Genomic DNA, 17,379 nt, shown 5'->3' on the forward strand with positions numbered 1-17,379 from the left:
AAGTGATTTTATCGTAGCTACTTATGATAGTTCGGAAAAAGGAGTCGTCAGAAAATATTCTATAGCCGATGATGTGAATGCGATCAAGATCACTCCTCATGAAAAAGAGGTTTGGAAAACAGATTTGAAAGTGGTAAAAGTGGTTTGGAAGTTTTCGAATTATTAGAGCCATTATGAAAAAAATCATATCAATAGCATTTGTTTGTGTTTTGAGTCTTTGGACTCAGGCACAAACGAATTTTCGATCGTTGGGTTATACTGAGGCGTTGACTTTGGCGAAAGAGAAAAATCGGAAAGTTTTTATCGATTTTTACACTGATTGGTGTGCTCCCTGTAAGCGGATGACGAAAGAAGTGTTTCCACAGAAGCACATCGGTGATTATCTGAACGAACGGTTTGTCTGTCTTCAATTGAATGCGGAAAAGGAAGGAAGAGAGTGGGCGAAAAAATTCGGGATAGAGGCTTATCCCACTTTTGTCGTGGTCGATACGTCAGGACAAGCTGTGTTCCGTATTGTCGGTGCAATGGATGCGGAGCGATTCATTATGAGAATGGAAGAAAATATCGATCCGGAATTTTCTCCTTTTCGTGTTACTGAACGTTATCTTGCCGGAGAAAGGACACCCAGGCTTGTAGAATATTTTGTCTCTAATTTGATGAGAAACGGTAAGTATAAGGAGGGAAACAAAGTTATTGAAGATTATTTCTACTCTTTATCTTATGAACAACGCATGCAGAAAGAAAATCTTTTTGTCTATCTGCGTTATACGCTGGATTGGACGAATAACAGAGCACAATTCTTTGTCGGAAATCTGAAAAATTTCGATCCATCGTTCGGGGAAAAAATAAACAGACACTTCACTCTCTTGTACAAAAATGAGGCAGAACGTTGTTTTCTAGGGGTTGTATTAAGAAATGAAGTATTAGATAAAAGACAATACCGGCAATGGAAGCGGAAAATTGTACTTTTGCCGGAGAAAGAACAAGGGACCTATGAATCCATTTCCCGCTTGGTCGAGTCCCGGATGACCGGCAACCTGAAAAAATATGTCAGAGTCTGTGTTGCTGAATTCAGCAACTTGGATATACGTAAGCAGAAAGTGCTGACTGAGAATATCGGCAAATTGATAAAACAGGAAGATCCTGCTTCGTTAAAAAAGATGGCGAAATTCATCCGAAGACGGTCGAACGATTTGCCGCCGGAGACTATTATTTTCTCTGATAAATTTTTAGAAGAAATAAATCAGGCATTACATGAACAAGAGTAAAACTTTATTCTGTTCAATTCTGTCGGTATTTGGTGAATTCTCTCTATATTTGTAAGCTACAAACAGAGTATGATATGGAGAATAGACTTACAGTAGGATTAACTCATGGAGATGTCAATGGTATTGGCTATGAGTTGATCATTAAAATGATGGCAGAAAATCGGATCTGCGAAGTATGTACCCCGGTATTGTTCGGATCCTCGAAGGTGGCTGCTTATCATCGGAAAGCTTTAAATATAGAGAATTTCAGTTTGAATAGTATTCAGAATGCCCAGGATGCGAATCCGAAAAGGTGTAATATCGTCAATTGTGTAGACGATGCGATCAAAGTGGATTTGGGGCAGGAGACACCGGAGTCGGACGATGCGGCGATGCTGGCGTTGAAGGCGGCTCTGACAGCTTTGGACCGGAATGAGATCGATGTTCTGGTAGGAGCTCCCCAGGGGTGCAATTCCTTTAAGCCCGCAGCAAGCTGTCCGGTATTTTTTAGCGAAAGATATGAAACCCGTAATGTCATGCCGCTGTTGGTGGGGGAAAAGATGAAGATGGGATTCGTTACCAATCATCTGCCGTTCCGGGATATTGCCGGAAATATTACGGTCAACAATATTTACTATAAACTGAAGTTACTGGATGCTTGTCTGAAGAAAGATTTTACCATCCGGAAACCCCGGATTGCCGTGTTGGGACTCAATCCCCATTCCGGCGAGAACTGTATGTATGGGGAAGAAGAGAAGAATGTGATTATTCCGGCGATCGAACGAGCCCGGGATAATGGGATCATGGCTTTGGGACCATATGCGCCGGACGGATTGTTCAGCGGCGTGGAATTTGAGAAGTTCGATGTTATTCTGGCCATGTATCACGACCAGGGGATGATTCCTTTCAAAACGATAGAGGGTAATGAAGGTGCGGTGTTATTGGCAGGATTGCCTATTGTCTATACCTCTACGGTGCATGGTATGGCGTATGATATCACCGGGCAGGGCATAGCAGATGAATCGGGTATGCGTAATGCACTTTATCTGGCTATCGATGTGTATAATAACCGGCAGATGAATGCCGAGTTAGCCCAGAATCCCCTGAGACATTACGACATCGCTTCCAATAGTAACGAAAGCGATTTGAATGTCGAGCAGATTGCCGGAATTGAAAAAGAGATGGAATAATCCTAAGCTCTGACGCTGATCGGCGAGGCTGTGATCGGAATATTCTGTAAATATCTGAATAAATAAAGATGGCATATGAAGATGATAGGTTATAATCATTTCATATGCCATCTTTTCCGAATGTCCCTACATAGCTAATTATGAAAATGATTTTTTTATTGGTCTGTTTTTGAATGGTTGTTTGTATGTATGCTTTGTCTAAAAAGAACATACTTCTTGATTTTATTTTTTTATATGTAAAATTTGTAGATGTAGATTATAATCGTTTTCCTCAGCGCTCATTTCCACTGCAAGTGTATAGGGATCGATGTAATGTTGGGATACTTTGTGTTTATCGTCAGGTAACAGATCATTGACAAGATCTTCTGTTACCCGGTAAGTGGAATCCGCTTTATTGTATAGTACCTGGTAAAACTTTTTCGTCGAGCCATAAAAAAGTAGTATATACTTTTCAAAATCATAACATGTAGCCAACATAAAATAATCCTGTACTCCTTTATCTTCACTTCTTTTCAATGCTTTCGGCATTGCGGGAATCAAATTGAACCGGTATTTCAGATAGGCGGAATCGGGAGTAATAAAAAAGAGCCTGTTATCATACCTGTCGTAATAAGAAATACCTTCGTCATTATAATTGAAATAATGCGGATAAAGGGCTTCGTATACGTTATCGCTGTTCTCGGGTACCAGTACTTTCCCGAATTTCCCTTCGGAATCGGTAGTCCAAATCCCGGATCGCATTTTACGTAAATATGCAGGTTGGATACAAATGAATTTTCCTTTAACGTTAGTAAACGACCGCATTAAATCCGGCAAAGGATATTTGCCGACAAACTTTCCGTTGTAAGTGTATTTTACTAATTTTCTGCTCTCGTTGTCATATATACAGATGTGTTTATTGATTTTATCCAGGCAAAAACCAGTGATAGTGATGAATTCTTGCGGTCCGCGTCCATAATGGGCAATGTTGCAGAGTAGTTTATTGTTTTGAAAGACACATATACCGTTTCCGTTTCGATCCGAAAGGATAATGTAACTACTGTCTACATATAATTGCCGGATTTGGGAAACGATGCATGAATCGTTCGAATATAAGGTGAGATAGCTTACGGAATCTACGAATTCCGAGTAGCGTATCTTGGTCTTCTTTTGTGTCAGGTCGATTTTTATGCCGTTGTCTGCCTCCTGTTTACAAGAGAATAGAAGAATAAAAAACGATAATAGGTATAAAATTTTCATTTTGGGGATATTTTATAGAGGGAGAGATATTCTCTCTCATAGAATTAGTAATGTATTTACCAGTTACCTCTGCAATCTCCTCATTCCAACCGATAATGGCATTCATCTTCATACTATCTAAGTACGCAACATTGAGCTATGATCGGTCATTTTTTCCCTTTCAGTCTTCCGAGAATACGGGGAATATAGGTAGAAATGTGCCGTTTCTTTTTGGCTTCGTATACATCTGCAATTTTTATCAATATCGCGGATTCCTCCACTCCGCCGAAACCGGGGTTGATGGCTGTTCCGAACATCTTCATCGAAGGGGACAGACTCATATAAGCATTTACCAGGGGAGGAATGTTTTCTCCCAATTCCCGGACATAATGGGACAATATCTTGTAATCTTCATTATAATTATTACCGATAAAGATTTTTTTCATCTGTTCCTCGTCGATTTGAATATCCAGGGGGTGGATAGGAACCACTAAACCTGCTGTATCCTTGAAATATTTATCTATAAAATAGAGGATCATATTCCGGGCCTGAATATTAAAACTGGTATACATCGTCACTTTCCCGAAAAAATATTCTATCTGGGGATGTTCTACCGTGAGGGCTCCCAAGCCGTCCCAGAGATTATCCAGAGCGAAAACAGATTTCCGTCCCATGCGGGTCGACTGGTAGATCGGGTGTACGAAAGAACGTCCGAGTTCGATCATTTTCGGCAGGTAATCGGATTTGAATTGATCTGAAAAACGGAAAAGTTCGGTTGTCGCCAGGTTCGGTTCTCCTTCGGCATTGAGCGATAGATGGTCACAAAGAATATAACGGTAGCCTCCGATAATTTCCTGTTCCTGGGGATCCCAGACGATCAGTTGCTGATAAGGAGTTTGTGGATCGACATCGAATTCGTCGATGTCGGTTTCTTTCCCGGTACCACCTCCGGCACTACGGAACGTAAGCTCGCGGATACGCCCGACTTCCTGCATCAGGTTTGGAGCAGAATGAGCATCGAAGGTATATATTTCATTACCGCCTTTATTCGTCTTCCGCATAAAATGTTCTTCAGTCAGCTCGGCGATAAGCTTCTTTTTCTCGATAGGGTAAATGACAGGTTGCATTTTTTTACAATTTGAAAATATAGGGTTTTATCGGTGGGAAACAAAGAGCCGGTAACTTCTGTCCCGATCGATTCCACGGAACAAATATAATGCTTTATCGGTTTTTTTTGTATCTTCACACGCAAAATAATGATATCGATTAAAGCATAAAGCCCGATGAAGTTCAAGGTATTTAGTAAAATTCGTTTTTTCTTTCTGATATATAGCGTTATGATCTTTAGCGCTTGCCATGATTCCGATAAGATCGAGCCGGAATACGGCGAACGTACCGTATTGATTTATATGGCAGCCGATAATAATCTGAATGAAGACGGTGAAACCAATATAGAGTCTATCCTGAAAGGGATGGAACAAACGGCAGGACGGCTGGTGATTTATATCGATCCCCGGTATGATGTGCCTCGTCTGCTGACCGTTAAAGGGGGGAAAGGGTGCCGTCTGGATACCTTGGAGACTTATACAGAAGAAAATTCGGCTTCACCCGAAGTGTTGGCAAGGGTGGTAAAGGAAGTGCAAAAAAGATATCCGGCCTCTTCCTATGGGTTGGTATTGTGGTCGCATGGTCTGGGGTGGGTGCCGCCGGAATATTCCTTCCCGGGGGGATATGCGATGCGGTTGCCTGATCCGGATATGCCGAGGACGAAATATTATGCCGAAGACGAACATCCCGGAACAACGGGGAAGGCTTATATGGATATCCGGGAGATGGCTGCCTGCTTGCCCGGACATTTCAACTTTATCCTTTGGGATGTATGTTTTATGGGAGGAATAGAGGTGGCTTATGAATTGAGAAATAAAACCGATTATATGATCGCCTCTCCTGCTGAGGTGATTTCCGATGGTTTCCCCTATGAAAAAATGATGCCTCTGCTTTGGGGAGGAGAAGAAGCCATGAAACAAATTTGCCGGGAATATTATAATTACTATAATCGGTTCCAGGCTAATTCCTTGTATCGTTCGGCGGTGGTCGGGCTGGTAAAGACCGAAGAATTAGAATCCTTGGCTGAAAAGGTACGCACTCTTCTGGCCGGGAAGACCGATTATGTGAGAGCCTGGCATTATCCGCTGAGTCAGGGGGGATTACCTACGGTATTTTTCGATTTCGGCGACTATATCCGGAAGATGACTACCGAAGAGGAATATAACTCGTTTAAAAAACAATTGGACAAGGTGGTGATCTACAAAGCAGCTACCGAAAAATTGTTCGGCGAAGAGGTGCCTGCAGATAAATTCAGCGGACTGACTTCTTATATTCCTTTTTCGAAGTGGTCTTATATGAATACCTATTATTATACTTTAGATTGGGGAGCTACGGTATACGAAAATAATTGATGGAATGAACCGGCGGATTTTACAATTAGCGATACCTTCTATCGTATCTAATATCACCGTCCCTTTACTCGGTTTGGTGGATGTCACGATTGTCGGGCATCTCGGGTCTGCGTCTTATATCGGTGCTATTGCGGTAGGAGGGTTGTTATTCAATATCCTCTACTGGAATTTCGGTTTCCTGCGTATGGGCACCAGTGGATTGACCTCTCAGGCCTATGGGCGTAAGGATGCTGATGCAGAAGTAAAAGTATTGGTACAAGCGGTCAGTGTCGGTTTGATATCTGCTGCTGCTATCCTGATTTTGCAATATCCTGTCGAACGGTTGGCCTTTTATTTATTGGATACCAGCCCGGAGGTAGAACAATATGCCGTCACCTATTTCCGGGTGTGTATTTGGGGGGCTCCGGCTGTATTAGCGATGTATGGTTTTAAGGGATGGTTTATCGGAATGCAGAATTCCCGTTTCCCGATGTATATCGCTATCGCTGTCAATATCATCAATATCGTCTGTAGTCTTTGTTTTGTGTTCGGCTTAGGCATGAAGGTCGAAGGAGTGGCTTTGGGAACCGTGGTGGCCGAATGGTCGGGATTGCTCATGGCTTTGCTATTGTGGAGAAAGCGTTACGGGTTGTTGCGTTCCCGGATCGTTTTGCGCAATAGTTTACAGTTGGTGGCTATGCGCCGTTTCTTTGCCGTCAACCGGGATATCTTTTTGAGAACTGTTTGTTTGATTGCCGTCACTACTTTTTTCACTTCTACCGGTGCACGTCAGGGGGATACTATTCTCGCTGTGAATACGTTGTTGATGCAGCTCTTTACTCTTTTTTCCTATATTATGGATGGTTTTGCCTATGCGGCCGAAGCGTTGGCCGGACGTTATATCGGAGCTTGTGATCTGAAAAAACTCCGGCATGCGGTGCGTAATTTATTCGGTTGGGGAGTAGGAATGTCACTTTTATTTACCTTGTTGTATGGCGTGGGAGGGAAAAATTTTTTAAGTTTATTGACCAATGATCAGCAGGTGATCCGGGTGGCAGGAGACTATTATTACTGGGTGCTGGCCGTTCCTTTAGCAGGTTTCAGTGCTTTCTTGTGGGACGGTATCCTGATCGGAGCTACGGCTACCCGACAGATGCTGTGGGCTATGGCAGTCGCAGCAGGGGCTTTTTTCCTGATTTATTACTGTTTTTCGGGAGGAACCGATAATCACATGTTGTGGTTGGCATTTCTGGTATATCTTTCTTTGCGTGGTGTCATGCAAATGCTCTGGGGACAACGGATATTCTCTCCGCAATATCTGAAACAGGGCTGAAAATTTATCGTACCGATAAATTTTAGTTTGTGAAGTTTATAAACTAACTTGAATAATGAAACGTTTGGAAATTCTTTTAGATGATATTACGCATTTAGAGGTAGATGCGATTGTGAATGCTGCGAATTCTTCGTTGTTGGGTGGGGGAGGTGTTGATGGAGCGATTCATCGGGCAGCCGGACCTGAATTGTTGCAGGAATGCCGGAAGTTGAACGGTTGCCCGACAGGGGAGGCGAAGATCACGAAAGGGTATCGTTTACCGGCGGCTTATGTGATACATACGGTAGGACCGGTTTATCGTGGGGGCGGGCAGCATGAACCGGAATTGTTAGCCTCCTGCTATCGTAACAGTTTGCAGCTGGCAGTAGAGAATGGATTGAAAACCATCGCTTTCCCATGTATCAGCACCGGTGTATACCATTATCCTAAGCTCGGGGCTGCCCGGATCGCACTTCGGGAAATTACTCGTTTTTTAGCTGCTTATCCCGGTTTTGAACAGGTGATTGTCGTTTGTTTCGGGCAGGAGGACTTCAATATATATAACCGGCTTTTGGCAGAAAATCCGGAAGCCTAAGAAAGACCGGCCCGCATGCGCTTTACGCCCGCGATAACAATACCATAATTTATCAGGAGGATCAGGATCAGGCTACCCAGGAAATATTGCCATCCCCAGGTATCCAGGATCACACCGGTACCCCAGCCTAGCAAACTGGATCCCAGGTAGTAGGTGAGCAGATAGATGGAAATGGTGACCGAACGCTTGGAGAGATTGTAATCGCTGACAATACGGTTACATAAAACATGTACGACAAAGAAGTTGAACGTAAATACAGCCAGTCCTAAAGTCACGACCCAGAAGTTGGTGATGTATAATAGTAAAATGCCGGTGGCTGAAACTAAAAACATGGTTTTTAATACCTTAAAATGATTGAAATACCGGGTGAGGCCGGCTGTCGCAATCGACCCGAAAATACCGAATATATACATCAGATAAATGTAATGGATGTAATGTTCCGGGAAATTGAAAGGTGATTTGGTCAGATAGAATCCCAGGTAATTGTATAAGCTGACGAAAACTCCCAGGATCAATCCTCCGGTCAGGTAGAAAGGAACCAATGCTTTTGAAGTGATCAGTTTGAGATTTTCAATGATGAGGGAATGAAAGCTTTCCTTGCGGGGCATAAAATTGGTAGAGCGGGGACTGAACAGCAGGAACAATATGGCGAATAAGGCGCAGATCAAACCGATGCTGACCGATGCGATCCGCCAGGTATAAAGGGCGCCGATCCAGGAAGAAATGACTCGTCCGGCCATACCTCCCAGCGCGTTTCCGGCAATATACAGTCCAATGATTTTTCCTTTGTTACGGAGGGATACCTCTTCCGCAATGTAAGCCATAGACACAGAAGTGGCACCGGACAATAGAAAACCTTTGGCAGCACTGAGCAAAATCAGCGGAAGAAAGGTCGGTGAGAAAGAGGCTGCAACGGAGAAAATCGACGAACTGAGCAATCCGATACTGATCATTTTTTTCCGGGGGATACGGTCGGCCACGAACATGGTGGTAAAAAGCCCGAAGACCATGCCCAGGGTCGAAAAAGAAATAGCAAAACTACTCTCACTGGCCGAGAGAACAAAATCTTTGGCTAAATCCGGTAACAAAGGCTGGAAATAGTAGAGCTGAGCAAAACAGGAGAACCCCGACAAGAATACACATATTGAAATGATCAGGTCCTTCCGATTCTCCTTTTTTTCTATGTCTGCAAAAGAAGTATTCATGAAAACCGTAGAATGATATCTACCTTTAAAACCTGGTAAAATTACCGCCGTAAAGATAGTGAAAGTTTTTTGAACTTTTCTCTACATTTTCACAGGGATTTTGCAGCCCATACTGCGAGTTTACCACCGGAAACCGTGAATTTGCCGTTTCCTTCTTCGTCTATGGTTACTTCTTCCTGGCGGTTGCCGGTAATCTCGTGCCATACTTCACCTTGATGTTCTGTGCCTACCTGCATGATTTTATCTCCGTCTTCGCCGTTCGAAATCAGAAGGGCCAGGCCGGAATGCGGATGGGCTATATCCCCTTTGCGGGTGAAGCCGATTGTATTGGGGTGGTCGAAATAGTCTTGCTGTTCCCCGTGAGCATATTTTTTACGGGCGTCCAATAAAATATCCAGGATCAGCCGATGGGGAGATTTCTTTCTTTTAATGCTATAATAGTCGCCGTAGAAAATACAGGGGTAACCGTCTTTTCTCAATAAGATCAAGCCATAAGCTAGCGGTTTGAACCAGTCTTTGATTTGAGATTCCAGGGAACTGTTTTTCTGTGAATCGTGGTTGTCTACAAAAGTAACCGCTAAATCAGGATGGTCGTTGACCAGGGTGTCGGTGAACAGTTCCTGTAAATCGTAGTCCCTGCCTTTTTGTGAAGCCTGGAAAAAATGATAATGCAGGGGGACATCGAATAGGTCTATCTTATATTTCACTTCGGAAAGATATTTATCCAACGAGTCTTTATCGTTTTTCCAATATTCTCCTACAGCGTAAAATTGTTGTCCTTGCTTAGCTCTGACGGCCTCGAGAAAATGAGCGATAAATTGATCGTTGATGTGTTTGATGGCATCCAGACGCATCCCGTCGAGGTGTAATTCCTGGCTGACCCAGATTCCCCATTTCTTCATTTCTTCCACTACTTCAGGATGATCGAAGTCGATATCGGCAAACATCAGAAAATCGTAGTTGCCGTTTTCGTCGTCTACTCCCTCGCTCCAGGCTTTCCCTTCGCCGACAATCTGGAAAACTCCTTTTTTACCGGTAGCTACGTCGCAGTCGATACCTGAAAAATGATACCAGTGCCATTTGAAATCTGAGTATTTATTTCCACGGCCCGGAAAATTAAAACCGGTCCACCCCTCGATTTCATAGGGATCACTGAGTTGTTCTTCTCTTTGCTCGGGGTTTACCTCCCGGGCCATGAATTTTTCGGTATAGTCAGCTCCGGCTTTGTGGTTCATCACAGCATCCAGGTAGACGCTGACCTGATTTTTGTGCAACTCTTCAATCATTTCCTGAAGCTGCTGTTTCGTGCCATATTTCGTTCGGATGGTTTCTTTCTGATCGAATTCTCCCAGATCGTAAAGGTCATAGGTACCATATCCTTCATCGTCTTGTTTCAAGGCTTTGTAAGCTGGAGGAATCCAGACTGCTGTAATTCCGATCGCATGCAAATGAGAGGCATCCCGTTTCAACTGATTCCACAAATCCCCATCGTTGGGCATATTCCACTCGAAATACTGCATCATAACTCCGTTTTCCATCTCTTCTGGTATTGGTTTCCTGTTTAAAACGAAATTTTGCGTCCTAAAGTTCCTATTGTAAGATTATTTAGAAACTTCTGACTTTTTCTGACGTTAAAAGATAACTGAATGGGGAGGCCTTTCGGACAGCTATACACCGACTCCGTATCGGCCGGTCGCTTCTGTGGCCGTGAAAAAGCGCCCGTAGGATCAATTACCCCGTTCGTTTTAACCCAAACCGATATGGAACAGAATAACAAAATTTGGTGGAAAGAAGCGGTGATTTATCAGATATATCCCCGTAGTTTTAAAGACAGTAATGGTGATGGGATCGGAGATTTATGCGGGATAATTTCCCGTTTGGATTACATCAAAAGTCTGGGAGTCGATGTTATTTGGTTGAATCCGATTTATGCTTCGCCCAACGATGACAATGGATACGATATCAGCGTTTACCGGGCTATTATGAAAGAATTCGGAACGATGGAAGATTTCGATTTATTACTCCGTGAGGTACATGTCCGGAATTTAAAACTGGTACTGGACCTGGTTATAAATCACACCAGTGATGAGCATCCCTGGTTTCAAGAGGCCCGTAAGTCGCGGAAGAATCCGTATTATACCTATTATCATTGGTGGCCGGTCGAACAGGAGACTCCTCCCTTGCGTCCCAGTTACTTCGAGGAGTCGGCCTGGACTTATGACGCGCATACCCGGGCCTGGTATTTGCACTATTTCTCACGGAAGCAGCCCGATCTTAATTGGGAAAACCGGGAGGTAAGAGAAGCGGTGTATGATATGATGCGTTTTTGGTTCGATAAAGGGATCGATGGTTTCCGGATGGATTCTATTCCATTGATTGCTAAAGATCCGGCTTTCCCGCCTATTGACCGGAAGAAGTATCCGGATTTGTTTTCTTCTTATGCACATGGACCTCGTTTACACGAATATTTGCATGAGATGAACCGTGAAGTATTGAGCAAATACGATATTATGACCGTCGGAGAAGGTTCGGCCGTTACCTATAAAGAAGTGGAAAAATTTGTCGGACCCGAGCGGCAGGAGTTGGATATGTTATATGGGTTCGGCCCTTCGGAAGTCAGGAATTATACAACGGCGGATCGTCCCGATTCGGGTATCGCTTATAGCCTGATCGCTTTAAAGAAAATGTTCTCCGGTTGGGATAAAGCAGTTGGGAAGGGATGGCCTGCCATCTATCTGGGAAATCATGATCAGCCCCGGATGTTGAGTCGTTTTGGGGACGACCGCCCGCAATTCAGGGGGTATGCCGCTAAGATGCTGGCGACTTTTTTACTGACGATGCGGGGAACGCCTTATTGGTTGGCAGGCGATGAAATCGGGATGTGTAATCCGAAGTTCGACCGGATCGAGGAGTATCGGGATATTGCGACTTTGAACCAATACAAACAGATAAAAAAACGCAAGGGAGATACACAATCGTTTCTTCAGATGCAGCAACAGACTTCCCGGGATAATGCCCGGACACCTTTCCAATGGGACGACTCCTGGCAAGCCGGTTTTACAACCGGAACTCCCTGGATCGGAGTGAATCCCGACTATCAGGAAGTGAATGTTGATGCTGAAGAGAAAGATCCCTGGTCGGTATTGAATTATTTCCGGCAATTGATCGCTTTACGGAAAAATTCTCCGGATTTGGTTTATGCCGGCTATACCTTGCTGGATGCAAAAAATCCCCAGACCTATACTTATCTCCGTAAGGGAGAAAAATATCGCTATCTTGTTGTGCTGAATTTCTCTTCCAGACAGGCAGAAGCTCACCCGGAAATCGATATGCAGGGGGCGGAAATTTTGATGTGCAACTATAGTGATCTGCCTCGATTAGATAAGGCTTTCTCTTTACGGCCCTACGAAGCAATCGTGATTCGATTGGGAAAATTCGGCGGTTGACAGGAGGAGGGGTTGGCACATAATTTTGTATCTTTGCGCTCTCTTTTTTTTGCGATGGAGCGGATTATTTTTATCTTATCATATGAGAAGCGTTGGGATTGCTGGATGGTGTATGCCAACCGGGCAATAGATGCCGGTGATTTTTTTCAGAGCACAGGTCGGTATATCGGGGATGAAGACCTGGAAGTATGGCCTGTAGTCAAAAAGATTACGGAAACGATCCGTAAGTATGATACCCCTATGCTTTTTAAACAGTTCGGCCGGAAGAAATTTAAGGATGAGCGCATGTTCCTGCAAAAAGTCGAGGAGGCATATATCCGTGAAGATATCCGGCCTTATATCGATAAGTATGTCGCACAGGTACTGGATGAACTGACCGAAGCGGGTTTTCCTTTGTTTTTGAAGACCAGTCGTTTGGATAATTTTTATAAGAATCAGCGTCTGATGCTCAAGGCTGTTCCTTTGCGGGCATTGTTGAAATTCGAGAGGACAGGGGAGTTTACCCGTTATATTTTGCGTTTGACGGATGGAGAAAAGACTTTTTATCCCAGTGATTACGAGTTGAAGGTACTGACACGGCGGCCTTGCCGGGTGGTTTCGGGCAGACAGTTGTTCCGTTTTCCCGAAGATTTCGACGGGCAGCGGCTGCAACCTTTTTTACAGAAAAGGGAGATTATGATCCCCAAGGCCAATGAAGGCATGTATTTCCGGCGTTTTATCCTGAAAAATGTACGGCATGAGGAGATCGAGGTGCAAGGTTTTGACGTGATCGTAAGGGAAGTAGAAAAACAGGCTTTCCTGTCACTCGAGCGTGATATACTCGGCATGCCGGTCCTGGTGCTGGAATATAAATACGGTAACCAATATATTCCCGGCTGGTCGTCCCGGAAAGCTTTGGTGGAATTATATACGGACGGGGATCATTATGCTTTCTATAAGGTCAACCGGGATCCCGAATGGGAGCAGCTGCAAACCCGGCAATTGATTACATTGGGCGTAAAGAACGATACGGAGGGGTATTTCTATTTACCGGAAGTTACTGTGATGCCTCTGAGGACTGAAAAAGAGGCCGAAGATCAGGATAAAGTGGGTGAGGAGGTAATTGCCGATGCCTGGCAGAAGACTGTGACCTGGGTACAGATGCATGGGGAGGAGTTGAAGGCGATAGGGATCGGTTTCACTCAGAAAGCATTGCGTCGGGCCTATTATATCGGAGCCTGGCAGATCGATTGTTCGGTATCGGAAACTGTGGATTGGTTCGAATTGAAAGCAGAGGTCACGCTGGCCGATGGACGTCGGATTCCTTTGCTTCGTTTCCGGGATCATATTTTGACGGGTAAACGTGAGTTTTTGCTTGATGATGGCACCTTATTTCTGATTCCTGAAGAATGGTTCGCTACCTATACCGAGTTACTATTATTTGCTCAAGGAAAGGGGAATTCTCTGTTTTTTCATCGCAGCCAGTATGTGTTGTTGAAAAACAGGGCGGAAACCACCTGTCATTTTTCATTACCGGAGGATTTGCCGGAAGAAGTGACTTTACCCATTGATTTCCAGGCAATTTTACGTCCATATCAGCGTTTTGGTTATGAATGGATGTACCGTTTGTACCGATGTGGGTTGGGAGGATGCCTGGCTGATGATATGGGATTGGGAAAAACGCTCCAGGCCATTGCCCTGATCCTGAAATACAGGCAAGAAGGGGTAAAAAAGCCTTCCGTAAACAGGTGGCCTGAAAATGGGAAGCAACTGAGTTTGTTCGATGACCTGCAAGAGGAAAGCAAGCCGGAAGAGGGAGGTCGTTCATCGGTATATCATACCTGCCTGGTAGTTGTGCCGGCTTCTTTGATCCATAATTGGCGGAATGAACTTCGGAAATTCGCCCCTCAGTTGACCGTGACGATCTATGCCGGAACGAATCGTATCGATTTGCGTTCTTACCTGCAACGTTCGGATGTGGTATTGATCACTTATCATACCTTGCGGAATGATATTGATATTTTATCCCGCCTGACTTTCGGTATCGTCATTGCCGATGAAGCACAAATGTTAAAAAATCCGGATTCTCAGCTCCATCAGGCAATGATGCGTATTCAGGGAAGGTGTTTTTGGGCTTTGTCGGGTACACCGATAGAAAATTCACTGACCGATTTATGGTCTGTGATGAATTGGGTGAACCGGGGGATGCTCGGGTCACAGCGTTTTTTTCGCGATCATTTTATCCGTCCCATATTGGCCGATACAGAAGGGCGGATGAGCGAAGCTTTACGTAAACTGATCGCTCCGTATATTTTACGCCGTACCAAAGAAGAAGTGTTGGCCGATTTGCCGGAGCTTACTGCCGAACTGGTCGTCTGTGAGCCGGAAGAGGAACAACGGAAGATATACGAAGAAGAGCAGTCCCGGGTGAGGAATTATATTTTGGGTGAAAGAGAGAATCAAGGGGGATTACGAAGTGATTTTATGGTCTTAAAAGCTTTGATCCGTTTGCGTCAGATCGCCAACCATCCCCGTTTGGTTGAAACCGGATATGATGGAAATTCCGGAAAATTCAGCGAGGTGTTCCGTATGTTGGGAGAAGTGATCACTTCCGGACATAAGGTATTGGTTTTTTCTTCTTTTGTAAAATATCTTAAAATGGTAGCCGAAGAAACGGTGGTGCGGGGATGGAAATATGCGATGCTGACTGGCTTGACGGCAGATCGGGAACAGACTATCCGGCATTTTCAGGCCGACCCGGAATGCCGGATTTTCCTGATTTCTTTGAAAGCCGGTGGGGTGGGTTTGAATCTGACCGAAGCCGATTATGTCTTTATTCTCGACCCTTGGTGGAATGTTGCTGCTGAAAACCAGGCTGTTAGCCGGGCTCACCGGATCGGGCAAAAGCGGGCGGTATTTGTCTATCGTTTTATTACGGCCGGAACACTCGAGGAAAAAATTCTGGCTATCCAGGAGCGTAAGCAACGACTTGCCGATTCTGTCATAACAACTGCAACTTCGATTCCTTTGACAGATGAAGAATTATTGGAAGTGATCTGAGTGTAGTTCTTTGAATGGTAGGTTTTGGTCGTTTAGAAACTTTCCGTTTGTTTAGAGGTACAAAGTTCCTGTTGAGAGTGCCTGCGGCTCTGTTGAGAGAAACCTGCTGTTTTCTGATTTTTAATTGTCAGCCGAAGGCGCTCTACAGAAAATCCCAAGGATTTTATCTCAACAGCCTCGAAGAGGCTCTCAACAATTCCATCGGAATTTTAAACTACTAAAACCTGCTTATTTGAAAGCTCCCAGTCCGAAAAGAGCAAAATCATACCGGATCGGATCGACCGGATCGAATTCACGAAGATGCTGGGTAAGCTCTTCGACAGCTTTGGCATCGTTTTGTTTACGGGTGAGCAGACCGAGTTCGCGGCTGACATTCCCTGTATGCAGATCCAAAGGAATCAATAGGGCCGAAGTCGGGATACCTTTCCATAATCCGAAGTCAATGCCACTGTGGTCGTGTCTCACCATCCAGCGAATAAACATATTCACTCTTTTGGCGGCTGAACCTTTGTCTACGCAGGCGATGTGGCGGAGTACCCGGGGCTCGGCCGGAAGGGCAGTGAAAATCCGGTACCAATGGCGTAATACGTCGAACATATCCCCGTGTATTTGCCAGGCTGTGGTAAAGACGTTTTCCAATCCCCCTTCCCGGCGGTAAATATGGGCTAAGGAGCGTAAAAAATAACTACAATCATAACCGTTGAAGGTGCGGTGTTTGAAATGTTCGAAACGGGAGAAATCGCTTTCCCGGGCATGCCGGATGAAGTCATAAGGAGCATAATCCAGGAGCTGCATGAGTTCCTTACACTTTTTTATGATGGTCGGACGTTGTCCCCAAGCCAGGGAGGCTGCCAGAAAACCGGCTATTTCGATATCTTCTTTCTCTTCGAATAATTTAGGTATTTGAATCGGGTCGGTATGGATAAAAAAGTCGGAATGGCAATATTCCTGATATTTTTCATCAAGTAATTGTTTTATTTCTGGTAATGTCATGGTCGATCGGGTTTAGTGGCTCTGAGCATTTCTCTTTTTCCGGGAGGTCCTGGCAGGCGTTTTAAGGTGAAACCGACTTCGCGTAAGGCTTGCTTGACTATTCCCTTGACACAATAGGTCACCAGGATCCCTCCCGGTTTCAATGCCCGGGCGAAACGGCCGAGTACTTCCGGAGTCCAGAGGTGGGGTTGCACTTCCGGGTTGAAGGCATCGAAATAGACCATATCGAATTGCTCCTGAAATTGTACGGACCGGAAATCTGCCCGGTATTTGTGTAACTGGAATAAAGGGGTGATTTGCTCTCCGCACTCCCAGGGGGCGTTGTGCAAAGCGAAAAATAATTCGGGAGCAGCAGCAGGAAGTTGGTCCGGATAATGAAGCCGGTTTACTTCTTCGGGGAGTAACGGGTATTTCTCCACACTATGATAATTGAGCGGGAGCCGGAGTTCTTCGCTTCGTAATAAGCTTAAATAAGCATTTAGCCCGGTCCCGAAGCCAGCTTCCAGAATAGACAGAGGGGTTTCGGTTGTCGGCCGGTGTGCGGGGGTGGTCAGATAAAAATCCAGGCCGGCCCGGATAAAGATATGGAGGGATTCTTGAATAGCTCCGTGAACCGAATGATAATGTTCATTCAGTTCAGGAACATATAAGGTGATACTACCGTCTTCTGTTTGAATCAGTCGATGAGTCATTCCT

13 protein-coding genes are annotated in these 17,379 nt (G+C 44.7%); 7 read left to right on the top strand and 6 right to left on the bottom strand.

Annotated features, from left to right (window positions below; genetic code table 11):
- Window positions 1–173: 173 nt before the first annotated feature.
- On the top strand, window positions 174–1,268 hold the full coding sequence (locus WS34_RS15515) for a thioredoxin family protein (RefSeq protein ID WP_286693676.1): 1,095 nt from the start codon (window positions 174–176) through the stop codon (window positions 1,266–1,268).
- Window positions 1,269–1,342: 74 nt separating this feature from the next.
- A complete protein-coding gene (locus WS34_RS07805; protein ID WP_046404152.1) occupies window positions 1,343–2,437 on the top strand; it encodes a PdxA family dehydrogenase in 1,095 nt (364 codons plus the stop codon).
- A 222-nt stretch (window positions 2,438–2,659) separates the two neighbouring features.
- Here WS34_RS07805 and WS34_RS07810 read toward each other — a convergent pair whose 3' ends face one another.
- Together WS34_RS07810 and glsB are read right to left on the bottom strand one after the other, a co-directional pair.
- Complete coding sequence (locus WS34_RS07810; protein WP_046404153.1) at window positions 2,660–3,676, bottom strand: DUF4934 domain-containing protein; 1,017 nt, start codon at window positions 3,674–3,676, stop codon at window positions 2,660–2,662.
- Window positions 3,677–3,822: 146 nt separating this feature from the next.
- Window positions 3,823–4,782: a glycine N(alpha)-acyltransferase GlsB gene (gene glsB / locus WS34_RS07815; protein ID WP_046404155.1), complete on the bottom strand. Its 960-nt coding sequence runs from the start codon at window positions 4,780–4,782 to the stop codon at window positions 3,823–3,825.
- Window positions 4,783–4,938: 156 nt separating this feature from the next.
- On the opposite strand from glsB, the gene WS34_RS07820 reads away from it, so the two are divergent.
- The 3 genes from WS34_RS07820 to WS34_RS07830 are packed head-to-tail and all read left to right on the top strand — an operon-like array spanning window position 4,939 to window position 8,000.
- Entirely contained in the window at window positions 4,939–6,114 is a 1,176-nt protein-coding gene (locus WS34_RS07820) for a clostripain-related cysteine peptidase (RefSeq protein ID WP_286693677.1), read from the top strand.
- A 4-nt stretch (window positions 6,115–6,118) separates the two neighbouring features.
- A complete protein-coding gene (locus tag WS34_RS07825) occupies window positions 6,119–7,426 on the top strand; it encodes an MATE family efflux transporter (RefSeq protein ID WP_046404158.1) in 1,308 nt (435 codons plus the stop codon).
- Between the two features lie 55 nt (window positions 7,427–7,481).
- Window positions 7,482–8,000, top strand: coding sequence for an O-acetyl-ADP-ribose deacetylase (locus WS34_RS07830; protein WP_046404159.1), 519 nt, complete (start codon window positions 7,482–7,484; stop codon window positions 7,998–8,000).
- Here WS34_RS07830 and WS34_RS07835 read toward each other — a convergent pair.
- Both WS34_RS07835 and WS34_RS07840 read right to left on the bottom strand, forming a co-directional pair.
- The gene (locus WS34_RS07835; RefSeq protein WP_046404161.1) at window positions 7,997–9,205 is read right to left on the bottom strand and encodes an MFS transporter; all 1,209 of its coding nucleotides are present in this window, start codon (window positions 9,203–9,205) and stop codon (window positions 7,997–7,999) included. The two genes, WS34_RS07830 and WS34_RS07835, sit on opposite strands and share 4 nt — an antisense overlap.
- An 89-nt stretch (window positions 9,206–9,294) precedes the next feature.
- Complete coding sequence (locus WS34_RS07840; RefSeq protein WP_046404163.1) at window positions 9,295–10,743, bottom strand: alpha-amylase; 1,449 nt, start codon at window positions 10,741–10,743, stop codon at window positions 9,295–9,297.
- A 222-nt stretch (window positions 10,744–10,965) separates the two neighbouring features.
- Between WS34_RS07840 and WS34_RS07845 the strand changes: the two genes are divergently transcribed.
- Both WS34_RS07845 and WS34_RS07850 read left to right on the top strand, forming a co-directional pair.
- Window positions 10,966–12,651, top strand: coding sequence for a glycoside hydrolase family 13 protein (locus WS34_RS07845; protein ID WP_046404195.1), 1,686 nt, complete (start codon window positions 10,966–10,968; stop codon window positions 12,649–12,651).
- A 33-nt stretch (window positions 12,652–12,684) separates the two neighbouring features.
- Entirely contained in the window at window positions 12,685–15,690 is a 3,006-nt protein-coding gene (locus WS34_RS07850; protein ID WP_286693678.1) for a DEAD/DEAH box helicase, read from the top strand.
- Window positions 15,691–15,918: 228 nt separating this feature from the next.
- On the opposite strand, the gene WS34_RS07855 is transcribed toward WS34_RS07850, so the two are convergent.
- Both WS34_RS07855 and mnmC2 read right to left on the bottom strand, forming a co-directional pair.
- Window positions 15,919–16,683, bottom strand: coding sequence for a TIGR02757 family protein (locus WS34_RS07855; protein WP_046404167.1), 765 nt, complete (start codon window positions 16,681–16,683; stop codon window positions 15,919–15,921).
- Window positions 16,680–17,375, bottom strand: a complete 696-nt coding sequence (gene mnmC2, locus WS34_RS07860) for a tRNA (5-methylaminomethyl-2-thiouridine)(34)-methyltransferase MnmC2 (protein ID WP_046404169.1) — start codon at window positions 17,373–17,375, stop codon at window positions 16,680–16,682. Before mnmC2 ends, WS34_RS07855 begins: the two co-directional genes overlap by 4 nt.
- Window positions 17,376–17,379: the final 4 nt, after the last annotated feature.

The sequence above is a fragment of the Odoribacter sp. N15.MGS-14 genome, assembly GCF_000980245.1.
Taxonomy (GTDB): Bacteria; Bacteroidota; Bacteroidia; order Bacteroidales; family Marinifilaceae; genus Odoribacter; species Odoribacter splanchnicus.

Bases quoted from the DNA above. Each gene is read 5' to 3' on its own strand.
- WS34_RS15515 (WP_286693676.1), top strand. From the start codon at position 174: ATGAAAAAAATCATATCAATAGCATTTGTTTGTGTTTTGAGTCTTTGG.
- WS34_RS07805 (WP_046404152.1), top strand. From the start codon at position 1,343: ATGGAGAATAGACTTACAGTAGGATTAACTCATGGAGATGTCAATGGT.
- WS34_RS07810 (WP_046404153.1), bottom strand. From the start codon at position 3,676: ATGAAAATTTTATACCTATTATCGTTTTTTATTCTTCTATTCTCTTGT.
- glsB (WP_046404155.1), bottom strand. From the start codon at position 4,782: ATGCAACCTGTCATTTACCCTATCGAGAAAAAGAAGCTTATCGCCGAG.
- WS34_RS07820 (WP_286693677.1), top strand. From the start codon at position 4,939: ATGAAGTTCAAGGTATTTAGTAAAATTCGTTTTTTCTTTCTGATATAT.
- WS34_RS07825 (WP_046404158.1), top strand. From the start codon at position 6,119: ATGAACCGGCGGATTTTACAATTAGCGATACCTTCTATCGTATCTAAT.
- WS34_RS07830 (WP_046404159.1), top strand. From the start codon at position 7,482: ATGAAACGTTTGGAAATTCTTTTAGATGATATTACGCATTTAGAGGTA.
- WS34_RS07835 (WP_046404161.1), bottom strand. From the start codon at position 9,205: ATGAATACTTCTTTTGCAGACATAGAAAAAAAGGAGAATCGGAAGGAC.
- WS34_RS07840 (WP_046404163.1), bottom strand. From the start codon at position 10,743: ATGGAAAACGGAGTTATGATGCAGTATTTCGAGTGGAATATGCCCAAC.
- WS34_RS07845 (WP_046404195.1), top strand. From the start codon at position 10,966: ATGGAACAGAATAACAAAATTTGGTGGAAAGAAGCGGTGATTTATCAG.
- WS34_RS07855 (WP_046404167.1), bottom strand. From the start codon at position 16,683: ATGACATTACCAGAAATAAAACAATTACTTGATGAAAAATATCAGGAA.
- mnmC2 (WP_046404169.1), bottom strand. From the start codon at position 17,375: ATGACTCATCGACTGATTCAAACAGAAGACGGTAGTATCACCTTATAT.